The organism is Cochleicola gelatinilyticus (genome assembly GCF_001637325.1).
In the GTDB taxonomy this organism is placed as follows: domain Bacteria; phylum Bacteroidota; class Bacteroidia; order Flavobacteriales; family Flavobacteriaceae; genus Cochleicola; species Cochleicola gelatinilyticus.
The window spans coordinates 269,156-283,157 of the sequence record NZ_LRXL01000037.1 but is presented as its reverse complement, the minus strand read 5'-3'; the positions used below and the strand labels follow the sequence as shown (position 1 = coordinate 283,157).

Here is a 14,002-nt window from a genome sequence, read left to right as displayed (position 1 = left end):
AATTTCAACCAGCTTTTTTATTTTTAATAACTCTTAATTTACAACTTATACATGTAGTGCACGATCTCCCGTTGCAGCAAGTGCAGCTTCTTTAACAGCTTCAGCATACGTTGGGTGTGCATGACTCATTCTAGCAATATCTTCAGCGCTGGCTCTAAACTCCATAGCAACAACCGCTTCAGCAATAAGATCGGCAACTCGTGCGCCTACCATATGTACCCCTAGAACCTCATCGGTTTCTTTATCGGAAAGAATTTTTACAAATCCGTCGGTATCACCACTAGCACGACTTCTTCCTAAAGCTCGCATTGGAAACTGACCAGAATTATATGAAACTTTAGCTTCTTTCAATTGCTCTTCTGTTTTCCCTACGGAAGCAACCTCAGGCCACGTGTATACTACTCCCGGAATTAAATTATAATCGATATGGGGTTTCTGTCCCGCTAGAATTTCAGCAACCAATGTTCCCTCTTCTGAAGCCTTGTGTGCTAACATTGCTCCTTTCACAACATCTCCAATAGCATAAATGTTTTTCACATTAGTCTGTAGGTGCTCATTTGTTTCCACGAGTCCACGCTCGGTTATTTTTACTCCGGCATTTTCAGGTTTTAATCCTTCAGTGAAAGCACGACGTCCTACAGAAACCAAACAATAATCTCCTGTAAAGGTTACCTCTTTGTCTTTTTTATCGGTTGCAGTTACGGTAATTTCATTCTTCTTTTTCGAAACGGCTGAAACTTTATGGGAAAGATAAAACTTCACTCCTTGTTTTTTCATCACTTTAGTAAGCTCTTTACTTTGCGCACTATCCATTGTAGGGATAATTCGATCCATATATTCTATTACAGAAACTTCAGCTCCCAAACGACGGTATACTTGCCCTAATTCAAGACCAATAACACCACCTCCAATCACGATCATGTGCTTCGGAATCTCTTTTAAGCTTAATGCTTCGGTAGAAGTAATAATACGTTCTTTATCAATTTTAATAAACGGAAGCGTTGCCGGCTTACTTCCAGTTGCGATAATGGTATTAGCAGCTTCTATGGTTTCATTTTTATCTCCGGTAATTTCAATATGAGTAGCATCTTTAAAAGCACCAACTCCTGTAAAAACATCGATCTTATTTTTATTCATAAGAAATTCGATTCCTTTGGTGGTTTGTTCTACCACAGCACCTTTTCGTTCGATCATCTTTTTAAAATTGATCTTTACTTCTCCTGGAATCTCAATCCCATGGTCTTCAAAATGCTTGATTGCATCTTCGTAGTGATGAGAAGAATCTAACAAGGCCTTACTTGGAATACATCCAACATTGAGACACGTACCTCCCAAGGTATTATATTTTTCTATTATAGCAGTTTTCATTCCCAATTGGGCACAACGAATGGCAGCTACATATCCTCCAGGACCGGAACCTATTACAGCAACATCATATTTTGACATAGTGGTGATTTTTAATTAAAAGTGAACTTCGCTACTGAAGTTTTAGAATTAGAGCACAAAGGTACGATACTGTTTAAGAGTTTAAAAATTATGTTTACAGATATTATCATAGCTTCCTTCACTACATAAAAACAGATTGAATAAATTTTATACAATTACGCCTCCATTCCTGGAAAAGCCAACATTTGTCCCATACCTACTGTAAAAAGCCAATTTCCATAAAGTGCATGTTCAATACTCACCAAAGTTGTAGAACGATATTTTAAATAAGTAGTACCAAAAATAAGTCCCCCAATAAACGTTAATACAAGTACCAGTGTATTTCTAAAAAATAAATGTGCAAGTGAAAAGATAATAGCATTTATAAAAACAAGGAGCGCTTTACTTTGAAACAACAACTCATACCGTTCAAAAAAGAACGTTCTATAAATAATCTCTTGCGGCCACACCGATAGAAATGTATAAATTAAAAGAATGAGCACAAAAAGTCCAGGGTGGTTGCGAGGAACAAAGAAGAGTGCGTTAAACTCCGTAAAATAAACGAACAAAGTGGTACTCACTATAACACATAAAAATGTTATGCCGATCCTTTTCCAAAATTGGTTCCACGGAAGATGCTTTTTTACACGAAACTGAATATTTTTAGACCGCTTTAAGATAAACACGATATAAACAAATCCTGCAATGGTAAGCCCTGCCTTTATCCAAAATGCATATGGCAAGGCAAAACTCACTGGAAGTACTACAAAAAGCAGAAAAAACTCTGTAAGTAAATAATTTTTGGTTGGCATTATTATGAGAACGTTATTGCTGTGGTGTTCTTAACCTCATTAATTGTGAAAGAACTTTGAGTGCTTCCAACATGTTGTAAGGTAGTTAATTTTGTCACCATAAAGCTACGGAAATGCGCCATATCACGAACCATCACTTTTAAAAGATAGTCGTATTCCCCGCTTACATGAAAACATTCTAACACTTCATCTAAAGTATTTACCTCAGCTTCGAACTTTGTAAGGTGTTCTTTTGAATGCTGAATTAATTTAATATGACAAAACACCATAAAACCTAATCCAACTTTTTCTGAATTTAATAGCGTTACGTAGTTCTTAATAATACCGTTACGTTCCAATTTTTTAATACGTTCATAAACTGCAGTGACCGAAAGATTTAGTTTTGAAGACAATTCTTTGTTAGTCTGCTTTGCATCTATCTGAAGATAACGAAGCAACAACGTATCGATAGCATCTAATTGCATAAAAGAAAATTTTTCTGAAAAATACGGAAAACCATATTAGTTTAGATAAAATTTCGTAAATAATATATAATTCTAGTTTTATCAACTAAAAATAACCATCTCTATTGATAAACAGACTACGCCTGTGTAGTTTTACCAAACAAAATTAAATTTTTTAAAGATATGGCTTTCAATCCCGCAGACAACATTCAAGACCTTCAATATTTTGGTGAATTTGGAGGTGTAAATCCCTCGATTAGTGACTCATCCACCTACACATTTTTAAGTGCAAAGACCATGTTCGATACTTTCGAAGGGAATGCGGACGGCTGTTATTTGTATTCTCGTCACTCTACTCCCTCTAATCTATATTTAGGGGAAGCTTTGGCCGCTATGGAAGGAACCGAAACCGCTAATGTTGCAGCTAGTGGTATGGGAGCTATCACCCCCACAATCTTACAGTTCTGCCAAGCGGGCGATCATGTGGTTTCCAGCCGAACGATTTATGGGGGTACGTACGCCTTTTTAAAAAACTTTGCCCCTCGAATGGACATCCACACATCGTTTGTAGATATTACTAAGCTCGATGTTGTTGAAGCTGCAATTACCAAGAACACAAAAGTCTTATACTGTGAATCTGTTAGTAATCCGTTGCTTGAGGTTGCAGACATAAAAGGTCTTGCTAAAATTGCCAAAAAGTACAATCTTCAGTTATTAGTTGATAATACGTTTTCACCCTTAAACATTTCTCCTGCAAAATTAGGTGCTGATGTGGTGTTACACAGTTTAACTAAATTTATTAATGGAAGCAGTGATACCATGGGAGGTGTTGTTTGCGGCACACAAGAATTAATAGATACCCTTCGGAATGTAAATGATGGAGCCAGTATGCTTTTGGGCGCGTCCATGGACAGTATGCGAGCGGCATCTATTATGAAAAACTTAAGAACGCTTCATATACGAATTAAACAACATAGTAAGAATGCTTTGTATTTAGCTGAAAGATTTCAAAAGGAAAAAATTAAAACCGTATACCCTGGTTTAAAATCACATCCTGGACACGAATTATTTAAATCGATGATGAATGAAGAATATGGTTATGGCGGAATGTTAACGCTCGACGTAGGAAGCCTCGACAAAGCAAATGAGTTAATGGAGTTAATGCAAGAACGTAATCTCGGTTATTTAGCTGTGAGTCTAGGGTTCTACAAAACATTATTTAGCGCACCGGGATCTTCTACTTCTTCGGAAATACCAGAGCAAGAGCAAGCCGAAATGGGGCTTTCAGATGGCTTAATTCGTTTTTCTATCGGATTGGATAACGATATTGAACGCACCTTTAACATGATGCGCGAATGCATGGTAGAGGTTGGAGTTTTAAAAGCATAAGACTTATAAACAATCTACATGTTTGTCTCAACAGGAAAATTAATTTATTATGGCTGTGCTAACTTAATTTATTAGATCCTCCATCTCTTGCGAATAGCAACATAGGTTAAAATAAAACCGCTACCAGAATTACTTCCGATAGCGGTTTCCTCATTTAAATAACCACCTATTATTCTTTTATAATTCGTTTAATAAGGGTTTCGGTGTCGGTCGTGATCTTTACAAAATACACTGCCGATTTTAAATTAGAAAGATTGAGTTGATCTATCACATTAGAGTTCTGTTGCACTTTTCTTCCCCGAATGTCGAATACTTCAACCGTTTTAATTTGCGTATTCGGTGTCTTAATAAATAAGATATCTTGGGTTGGATTTGGATATATCAAAACAGCTTCAGAAGTACCACTAGACACTCCTAATGTTCTATCTTCAAATACTATAGAGAATCGATTGCTGTACGTTCCTGCTGTAGCCGTAAATGCATACGATTGTTCATTTAAATTTGTAATGATGTCTGCGGTATGATCGATGAGGTACACAGTAGCTTCAGATATAGAAGTTCCATCTAAATCATGGATCGATATACGGTACGATTCTAATGTTTCCACTTGAGTTGCAAAACTGAAAGGCACAATCGCTTCCGAAGTAAATGCTTCACGTCCCTGAATTCCCAATTGTTCCCCTGTTTCCAACTCTTGATATAAAGATACCGGAGTAGCTAACCGTATAATATCAGCGCCTGGATCGAATCCTTCCGAAGTAATCTCAGAAAAACCAAGTAATGAAGTACTCCCCAAACCATGGGTCTCGTTAAAAACATTGAGCCAAACTCGATCACGCTCCACTAAAGATAGACGTCCTGAAACATCATTATTTCCAGTTACACGCATTGCATTATTAAATTCTGCCGATCCCGCCACAAGTGCCTTTACCGCAAAACCTTCTCCCGATGGTACAAATCCATTAGGTGTAGCACCACCGTTTGCTGCAGGATTACCTCCCATTACCGTACTATACATGGAGATATCTCCCATACTATAATTACTTGGATTGTAACCTTCATAAGTGGTACTTGGTGAGGTAAGGTGCTCCCAAAAATACAAGCCTTCGATCATCTCGTTTTCTGCTATAAATAGGTCGGCATCGATTGCAGAAGGATATGGATTTCCTAACACATTCATACTTGCGTTTTGGGTTCCGTTGTATTCAACTTCAAAAGATATGATTCCGTTGTTGAGAGTTCCATCATCAAAGTTTGCAGTATAATCTGCCGGTGCAGGAATTTCTGCCGTTTGTTGGGGCATGACAAGATAGCCTTCCCCTGGATTCATCATTCCATCGTAAGTCATCCAGTTATTTCCATTGTCATCAGCAAAGTTTCCAGCGCCTGGAAAATTCGCTTCCACATCTTCGTTCGGACTAAAATTTGCTGTGATATGATTTCTGAATTGAATCGGTGCTCCAAAAGCAGCTTGTGTCTCAGTGGTCATAGGACTTGATGCTAACGCAAAGCCTCTGTTCTCAATATTATCTAAATCTTTCTGAACCAAAATCGAACCATTGTTTATTACAACAGCACTATTCTCAACCTGCACTACACTGGCTCCATGAGCAACACGTAAATCTCCATCTACGATAATATCATTCTCAGTTCTTAGATAATCTCCTGTTTGTATTGTTAAAATAGCTCCTTCCATAACCGTTAGGGAACATGCTTCAATAGAAAGACCGCCTGTTGAAAGGTTTTCAGAAATGACAGCTTCCATTGTGGAATCGGGAGTTCCGTTGTCCCACCCTCCCGCGATTGTATAGGTAGTAACACCGGCACAACCAGCAGGTAAAGTTGCTCCAGCACAGTCGAATGTATCATTGAATAACTGAATACCAGGCTCATTAGTACAATTGGGAAATCCAGTTGTTTCTGGTCCGCAGGCAGTGTAAAACTGGTCTAGAAAAACGGGTTGTGTTTCAAAACAAATAGTTGGATCCTGTGCCGCATCAATATAGCGAATTTTAATACTGAACAAATGCTTTGGCATAGCAGTAACATTGTTCTCTGTAATGGTTCCACTGCTCACTCCTTGTTGAAAGGCAGTTGAAACTCTAAAAGTGGTATTATCATTCTGAATAAAATCTTTGTACGCTGGAAACCCATAAGCTTCCGCTAAGATCGAACCATCTGGTTGCAAATAATCAAAATTACCATTGTCTGAAATATTAGGACCAAAGGCAGCTTCGTTATAGGTAAAGTAGATCTGTCCCGATCCCAGTTTAAAATCTATACTACTTTCCATATAAATATCGGCTTCATAAAAGTCGTCGACCCCGTCATTTGTTATTCGGGCATTATCCATCGTAAAATGGATGTCTTGAGCCGCCAGCCCAAAGCTGCACAGCACTATTAATGTTACAAGTATTTTAGTTTTCATAAAATTAGTTTTTAAGGTTAGTGATGTATTTAAATGAGTATTAATATTGTTCTCCTTTTCCTAGATTAGGATTTCCAGTGTTGTTGATGTCGCTGTTTTGAACTTGACCATTTAAATTGAGGTCTCCTTCGGAATATCCCGAACTTCCCAATAGTAGTACAATCGCCGTAAGATCACTATTCTGAACCTGCCCATTGCCGTTGACATCCCCTCCGAACATTGCATAGTTCCCGCCGCCCATATTGGCTACCGCATTAGTGCCTCCAAATACATCTGAAGGATTTGAACTAAGATCTACAGCTGTCGTTCCTAAAATCGCTATCGGATTTGCACTTAGAACCCCTAAGTGATTTCGGTGATTTACTAAAACATAATAGCTTGCAGCAGCCGATGTAAATGATACTGCGGAGGTACCGTCAACATCAACCACATCGCCATCTCTTTGTAGTAAGGCTGATCGCGCTTCAATTACATTCGTTCTGTCTGAAGCATTTCGTAATTCTACAAAAACCCAATCAACAATCGCATTAGGGCCTGTTGGTGTAAAAACTGAAGCATTACAGGTTAATCCATCGGGGTACGGACTTGTAGTGGGGATCACCGTCGCGATACGTAGATCATCATTCATAAGACTTGGTGTTGTTGGCGCCAAAAGAGGACCTTGCAAAAAGACTTTAGGGTTTATAGAAAGTTGTAACGAAACCGAGGTGATAAACCCTTCAGAAATCTGAATATTTCCTGCACTAAGTTCCTGTACATTCACTTCCCCTAAGGTGTAAAGAATTTGAATGTTTCCGTTTGCTTCGGAAGCGCCTCCGCTATCGATGCTGAATTTTTCGATGCTCTGTGCATTTCCGAAGAAAGAGAATAGAAATATGCTGAATAATGTGATTTGTATTTTCATTTTAGTAGTTTTAATAATTTCGTTAATTAATCAATGTAGGTCACTTCTACTGCACAAACTCCCATATCTGGATGTGTCCAGGTTGAAGTTGGTGATATTCTAATAACATATTGATAATCGTTGAGAATGGTAAAGTCTGTATCATAGGTTTCTATAAACCCAGAGGTAGATCCACCAAAAGTGGATACAGAAAATTGAATCGAAAAAATGGTGGAAGTTCGCAGACCTCTCAATAAGGAAGCTTGCAAGTTTTCATTTCCTAAATACGTTCCATCCCTTAAGAAAAACCGCATCGACGTGACCGTGGAGCCTTCAGGTAATATTAAGGGCGCCACTAAAAAACCATTTCCAGTCGTTTTTTGAGCGAACGCACCGAAATTTTGTAGGATTATCGGGTTTACGTTAGTATTACCTGTAAAAGCGGTGGCAGGAATAATAATACTCTTTTCTTCTGTTCCTACCATATTGTCCACATAAGTTTTAACCGCACTCTCTGTTGGAACTGCATTTGAACTGTTCCCAGAGAGTGTTCCGTCTGTTGAAAATTCAGATATTAGAGGTCCAGTTCCCAATCGTAATGCACCATCTGTAGTAATATTACCCGAAGTTGAAATAGTTACTATATCATTATAACCTGTTCCTGCGGTTAAATCACTATCGACCCCAATACGAAGTTGATCGTTAAAGTTTTCGATTTTAAAATAAGAATGAGTGCCTCCGGCATCTCCGTTTTCCAATCGCATCGAAGTTCTGTTAAATGTATTATTAGCACTTAACAGCATTCTGGCATCGGTATCATCATTAATATGAAGTTGTTCCGTCGGATCTGCAGTTCCAATACCTATATTCCCATCTTCTTTAAAGGCGTTATCACCGTCTTTTTTAAACACAGCATCTCCCGATGTAATGGCATAGGGAACTGTCTTAAACTCGGTGGTTCCCATATCAGTTAATCCGTCGCCTGTATTTATCTGTACATTAAGAAAATGTGCATCGTTCGCCCAGTCGATGGCGTCGAAGGTTCCGGTAATGGGAGTCCCTTCCCCAATATTGAGAATAATGAGTCCGTTGGCATCTGTTGTTGGTGAATGCGTTTCAGAATATACTGAGGTCGCTCCTTCAAGAATTGCGAATTGCACTTGAATAAGATCATTGGCGACTATGCTTCCGCTTCCGTCTTTAACAATAGCTTTGTAGTTAATTCCTTGCTGGGCTACGGTTATAGCAGAAAAAATGAACAAGAAAAAAAATGTGAGGTTGGTTTTCATAGAGGTAACTTTTAGTTGGTTTATAAAGCGTATTAAAAGGTTATAAATTGAAATTCGCCTTGTAGTGGTGCTCCAGATGCATTGTATAAATACACCACTATTTTTCCGAGGTTGCTGGTTATCCGACTTCTTACAACATTAGAAGTAACTGTTGTTATAAACGTTGAAAAATTGCGATAGAAATAATTAATACCAGATATGGTTATTTCATAACGATTTAATGCTGCAACCCATTCTACAGTGAAATTGCCTGATCCTGAAGTGATGTTCCCACTAGACTGGATAAAACCAAATGCCCGCGGCCCGATAGCTGCGGTGGTTTGAACCGAATTATCTTCAAATTGCACAGATTTAAATCGAGCCGAGCCATCAGCGTTGACCGCAGCAACAATTTCACTACCATTTTGCATTTCTATAAATTGAGAGGTAGCCGGCGAGCCTGATGGTATCTGTAACTCTAATAAATCTTTTCCTGCCGGATGGTCCCGACTTTCCAAGCGCATGGTATTTTCAATTCCAGTTGACTGAATCACTGAGAAAGGACTTAAAGGATTTGAATCTCCTACCCCTACATTTCCAGCGTTATAGGAAATTCTATCTGCACTATTTTTTATCCAAAGAGGATTTTCGAGTGATTTGGCGACATCTGCGACCTTAGCGTAGGGAACTGTTTTAAATGCCGTAGTTCCCATGTCTGTTAATCCGTCACCGGTATTAATCTGCACGTTAAGAAAGTGATTTGCACTGCTCCAATCGATGGTCGAAAAGTCTCCTGCTCCAATTGGTGCCCCTTCGCCGATATTTAAAATGATGATTCCATTCTCATTGGTCGTTGGGGTGTGAGTTTCTCCGTACACTGTGGTTGCTCCATCCAGTATGGTGAATTGAACAGCGATAAGATCGTTGGCGACAATGTTTCCGCTACCGTCTTTTACAACGGCTTTGTAATTAATGCCTTGCTGCGAAAAGCAGATACCGCAGATTAAAATCGCACCTATTAAAGTTAATCTCATTCTCATAATCGCAAGTTTTTTGTATTAATGAACTGAATTTATTTTAAGGTTACGAGAACCAATACAAAACCGCTACCCGATTCTAAACTAGTCATGGCTTTACCAATGATGGCTCCTTGGGCTCTTTCGTAATCAGTTACTTTCATTGCATAACCGGGAATCGAAGACGATGTGAGCATATCCCCTGCCTTTATGGTTCCGTTTTCGGTGTTCGCATAAACATATACTTTACCAGCAAGTGCAATTGGAAATTGATTTGCTTGTACTATTGCTCTTTCCTCTTCTTCAGCAAGACTTCCACCCATGAGTAATCCGGGTTTAACTCCATTTGCTCCACTGATAATTCCTGCGATTTTTCTATCGTATGCTTCGGTGGTTATGATCATGTCACCGGGATTGCTTTCATCGATTGACAACAACACTCCAGGTCTTAATTGGTTATTGTGAGCATTTCCTGGATTGACTTTAAAGAACTCGGCAAGATCTCCTCCGGTAACTTCAATTTCCTGAGTGATGACACGTCCTAATCCTAAGAAATCTCCATCTAAGGAAATACCCAATGATCCGTCGGCCTTATACAAATTTATTTGTGAACCTGTGCTTGAAGTTTCAGATGCCTGTAATTGAAGTGTTCTAAACCCACTCTCACTATTGGTAGGAGAAGGCTTATTTCCCATATACAGTTCGATTTCACCACCAGTTCCTGATCCAGAATATCTCCCTCTAATTGTAGTATAATTTGTATTTCTTAGGAACAGATCTTTACTTGCAATGGTAAGACCATCGAGAGGCACACCTGTTCCCACAACCAACCTTTGGGTAGCTCTTACATTTCCATTGAAATAAGCCGCATAACCATCTGGGCTATTATTATAGGCATAAACCCCGTAGTTACCTGCACCTGTGGCATATCCATAAAGCGCATAATGAGATCCTGTACCATTACCAGAAACTAAAGAATAAATACCGTACATATTTCCAGTTGCTCCCGTAGTGGATAAAGTATTGTAAATTCCAAACGCTGAACTCGTAGAGTTAGTCGCCCCTACTGTATTGTAAAAGCCATATTTTGTTGAAGTACCTGCGGGGGTTAATGAATTATAAATTCCATATTTCGCCTGATTCCCGGCATAAAAGTTTTGGAATAGTGCAGTAACATCTTCATCTTCATTATACACATCGAACTTTCTAATTGGATTGCTTGTACCTATACCGACATTACCGTTAAGTCGGTAAATTCCATTTTCATTATCTTCCCATTTAGATGTATCGGGTGCCGAAAGAGCATAGGGCACCGATTTAAATTGGGTTGTTCCCATATCGGTTAGCCCATCGCCTGTATTAATTTGAACATTCAGAAAATGAGGATTAGCTGCCCAGTCTATATCCTCAAATAAATTTATCGATGGATTCCCCTCTCCAATATTTATTATTACAAGACCATTTTCGTCTGTGCTCGGCGAATGATCTTCTTGATAAACTGTTGTACCCTCAGGAGCACCTTCATTAATAGTAAATCGAACCGCAATTAAATCGTTTGCTACAATGTTACCGTCACCATCCTTAACAACAGCTTTGTAATTGATACCGTTTTGCGAAAGACTGCTAGTAGCAATGCAGCATATTACGAGTAAAGTAAAAATTGTTTTCATGAGGTTTTCATTAAATGATTAACACGCTTATTTTCAGCAAGCAAAGTAATTACAACCTATCATTTTCATAAGGACGTATGTAACGGAAAGCAGGAGATATGTAACATGTGTAATACAACGGATAATTAATTGTAATTATCTATAAAACAAACGATTAAAAGCATCTTGATAAAAATAAATCTATTTTAAACCATGATTCCTTATGTATTATTGAATCGATTATCTGTTGTGCCAAATGGCACCACTTCTTTAACACGCATTTGCATACGAGTTAACAAAATCGTAACATTACATTTCGAATTAAAATACTTCACATGCAGGATAAAGAGAATCTTTCAGAAATCGATATTGAAGATCAGAAGATTATAGACAATAACGAATTAAGTATTTGGGAAGCTCTTGTCCCCGTAGTTATCTTAATGGCAATGCTAGCTTATAATATTTTCTTCAAAGATGGAGAATGGCTAGGTGAATACTCTAATCAATTAATCTTATTACTAGGAGGTGCTGTAGCTGCTGTTGTAGGATTTTTTAATAGGATTTCTATTGCAATTATGCTAAAAGAAATTTTTGAAAATTTAAAAAGCGTCTTTGTTCCTATAATGATTTTGTTTCTCGTAGGTGCACTTGCAGGAACATGGCTTATTAGTGGTGTAATTCCAGCAATGGTCTATTATGGTTTACAAGTATTAAGTCCAGAAATTTTTCTACCTGCTTCTGTGGTGATTGCCGCAATTATTTCTATTGCGACTGGAAGTAGCTGGACAACTTCAGCGACTGTAGGTATTGCATTAATAGGTATTGGTACTGCACTTGGAATATCTGGTGGAATGATTGCTGGTGCGGTAATATCGGGCGCCTATTTTGGAGATAAAATGTCACCTTTAAGTGACACTACCAATTTAGCACCTGCTATGGCAGGAACCGATCTTTTTACCCATATACGGTATATGGCATTTACTACGGTGCCAACTATTGTGATCACTTTAATTGCATTTACAATTATGAGCTTTTCTGTAGATACCAGTGGAAATGCAGATATAAGTAATTTGCTCTCAACTATCGCTGCAACTTTTACCATTACCCCATGGCTGTTTGTTGTCCCAGCCATAGTAATCGTACTTATACTATTTAAAACAAAACCATTAATCGCATTAGCGACTGGAGTTCTCGCCGCTATTGTTGTGGCTTTTATCTATCAGCCACAGATTTTACAACAACTTAGTGATTCAAATTTTTCTGCTATTTTTAATGCTATAGTTACAGACACGGCAATTGTAACTGAAAATGATAAATTAAACGATCTCTTTTCTTCGGGCGGAATGAAAGGTATGCTATGGACCATATATTTAATAATGTGCGCTATGGTTTTTGGAGGTATTATGGATGCCATTGGTGCATTATCACGTATTACTAAAGTATTACTTTCCTACGCCAAATCGGTTTTTGGTTTGTTTGCTAGTACGGTAATTAGTTGCCTAGGATTAAATATTATCGCTTCAGACCAATATCTCGCATTGGTTATTCCTGGCAAAATGTTTAAAAAAGCGTACAAAGATCGTGGTTTAGCTCCCGAAAATCTTTCGCGTACATTAGAAGATTCAGGAACGGTTACATCGGTATTAATTCCTTGGAATACTTGCGGTGCCTACCAAAGCGGAGTTTTAGGCGTAGGTGTCGGAGAATATTTTATCTTCGCAATTTTCAACTGGCTTAGTCCGTTCATGACGTTACTATTTGCCGCGTTTAAAATAAAGATCCGACAGACAATTACTTCTAAAACAGCCTAGAAATAGTCACATAAAGATTACGTTTTACTTTTTATTTCTTCGGAAATCACTCCGATATATTTTCTTTATTACGATATAAATATTTGAAGTAGATCTGGTTTGAATTCCCACTATATATAAGTAATTTTGCACGCTGAAAACAAGAACTAAAAAATATAAAAATTTATGGCATTTGTAGGAAAAAAATTTCCGAATATTTCAGTCGATGTTACCGATAAAACAGGCATCACGAAGAAAATTAATATTTTAGAAACTGCTCAAAAAGAGAATAAAAAAGTATTACTTTTCTGGTATCCAAAAGATTTTACTTTTGTTTGTCCAACAGAATTACACGCGTTTCAATCTGCAATGGCAGATTTCGAAAAAAGAAATACGCTCGTAATTGGTGCTTCTTGTGATACACCAGAGGTACATTTTGCATGGCTAAACACCCCTAAAAATAATGGTGGTATCCAAGGAGTAACGTACCCTATAATTGCAGATAGCAACAGGAACTTATCATCGCAATTGGGTATTTTAGACATCACTAATGAACGTTACGATGATGAAACAGGAAATGTTATGGTCGATGGAGATAACGTAACATACCGTGCAACATACCTTATCGATGAAGAAGGTACTGTATTTCATGAAAGTGTAAACCACATGCCGCTCGGAAGAAACGTTGCAGAATTTGTTCGCTTGATCGATGCATATACACATGTTCAAAAGAATGGTGAAGTTTGTCCAGCAAATTGGCAAGAAGGTTCAAGCGCTATGAATGCAGACCGTGAAGGCGTTGCTGAATATCTAACACAACACTTAAATTAATTTTAAACTGTACCACTACAGTTTTTAAATTCTTTAAAAATCCCTTTCCTCATGTATGGAAAGGGATT

General features: G+C 38.1%; 11 protein-coding genes. 3 read left to right on the top strand and 8 right to left on the bottom strand.

Annotated elements, in window-relative coordinates:
- Positions 1 to 45: 45 nt before the first annotated feature.
- The 3 genes from lpdA to ULVI_RS08915 form a co-directional block, all read right to left on the bottom strand.
- Complete coding sequence (lpdA, locus tag ULVI_RS08925) at positions 46 to 1,446, bottom strand: dihydrolipoyl dehydrogenase (protein WP_068591940.1); 1,401 nt, start codon at positions 1,444 to 1,446, stop codon at positions 46 to 48.
- 155 nt (positions 1,447 to 1,601) lie between these two features.
- Positions 1,602 to 2,237: a CPBP family intramembrane glutamic endopeptidase gene (locus ULVI_RS08920; protein WP_068591938.1), complete on the bottom strand. Its 636-nt coding sequence runs from the start codon at positions 2,235 to 2,237 to the stop codon at positions 1,602 to 1,604.
- A gap of 2 nt (positions 2,238 to 2,239) precedes the next feature.
- Positions 2,240 to 2,701: an Lrp/AsnC family transcriptional regulator gene (locus ULVI_RS08915; RefSeq protein ID WP_068591936.1), complete on the bottom strand. Its 462-nt coding sequence runs from the start codon at positions 2,699 to 2,701 to the stop codon at positions 2,240 to 2,242.
- 162 nt (positions 2,702 to 2,863) lie between these two features.
- Here ULVI_RS08915 and ULVI_RS08910 point away from each other — a divergent pair, with 162 nt between their 5' ends.
- Positions 2,864 to 4,069 carry an aminotransferase class I/II-fold pyridoxal phosphate-dependent enzyme gene (locus tag ULVI_RS08910; RefSeq protein WP_068591934.1) on the top strand — a complete coding sequence of 402 codons (1,206 nt, stop codon included), beginning with the start codon at positions 2,864 to 2,866 and terminating at the stop codon, positions 4,067 to 4,069.
- A 169-nt stretch (positions 4,070 to 4,238) separates the two neighbouring features.
- Here the strand turns inward: ULVI_RS08910 and ULVI_RS08905 are convergent, their stop codons facing one another.
- Genes ULVI_RS08905 through ULVI_RS08885 form a run of 5 tightly spaced genes read right to left on the bottom strand, consistent with a single transcriptional unit; the run spans position 4,239 to position 11,334 of the window.
- Positions 4,239 to 6,497 carry a T9SS type A sorting domain-containing protein gene (locus tag ULVI_RS08905; RefSeq protein ID WP_068591932.1) on the bottom strand — a complete coding sequence of 753 codons (2,259 nt, stop codon included), beginning with the start codon at positions 6,495 to 6,497 and terminating at the stop codon, positions 4,239 to 4,241.
- Positions 6,498 to 6,537: 40 nt separating this feature from the next.
- Positions 6,538 to 7,401: a hypothetical protein gene (locus ULVI_RS08900; protein WP_068591930.1), complete on the bottom strand. Its 864-nt coding sequence runs from the start codon at positions 7,399 to 7,401 to the stop codon at positions 6,538 to 6,540.
- A 26-nt stretch (positions 7,402 to 7,427) separates the two neighbouring features.
- The gene (locus ULVI_RS08895) at positions 7,428 to 8,669 is read right to left on the bottom strand and encodes a hypothetical protein (RefSeq protein ID WP_068591928.1); all 1,242 of its coding nucleotides are present in this window, start codon (positions 8,667 to 8,669) and stop codon (positions 7,428 to 7,430) included.
- 32 nt (positions 8,670 to 8,701) lie between these two features.
- Positions 8,702 to 9,682: a hypothetical protein gene (locus tag ULVI_RS08890; RefSeq protein ID WP_068591927.1), complete on the bottom strand. Its 981-nt coding sequence runs from the start codon at positions 9,680 to 9,682 to the stop codon at positions 8,702 to 8,704.
- A gap of 38 nt (positions 9,683 to 9,720) precedes the next feature.
- Positions 9,721 to 11,334, bottom strand: coding sequence for a hypothetical protein (locus ULVI_RS08885; RefSeq protein WP_068591925.1), 1,614 nt, complete (start codon positions 11,332 to 11,334; stop codon positions 9,721 to 9,723).
- 314 nt (positions 11,335 to 11,648) lie between these two features.
- On the opposite strand from ULVI_RS08885, the gene nhaC reads away from it, so the two are divergent.
- Both nhaC and ULVI_RS08875 read left to right on the top strand, forming a co-directional pair.
- Positions 11,649 to 13,124, top strand: a complete 1,476-nt coding sequence (gene nhaC / locus ULVI_RS08880) for a Na+/H+ antiporter NhaC (protein WP_068591924.1) — start codon at positions 11,649 to 11,651, stop codon at positions 13,122 to 13,124.
- 165 nt (positions 13,125 to 13,289) lie between these two features.
- Entirely contained in the window at positions 13,290 to 13,934 is a 645-nt protein-coding gene (locus ULVI_RS08875) for a peroxiredoxin (RefSeq protein WP_068591922.1), read from the top strand.
- The last annotated feature ends 68 nt before the right edge of the window (positions 13,935 to 14,002 follow it).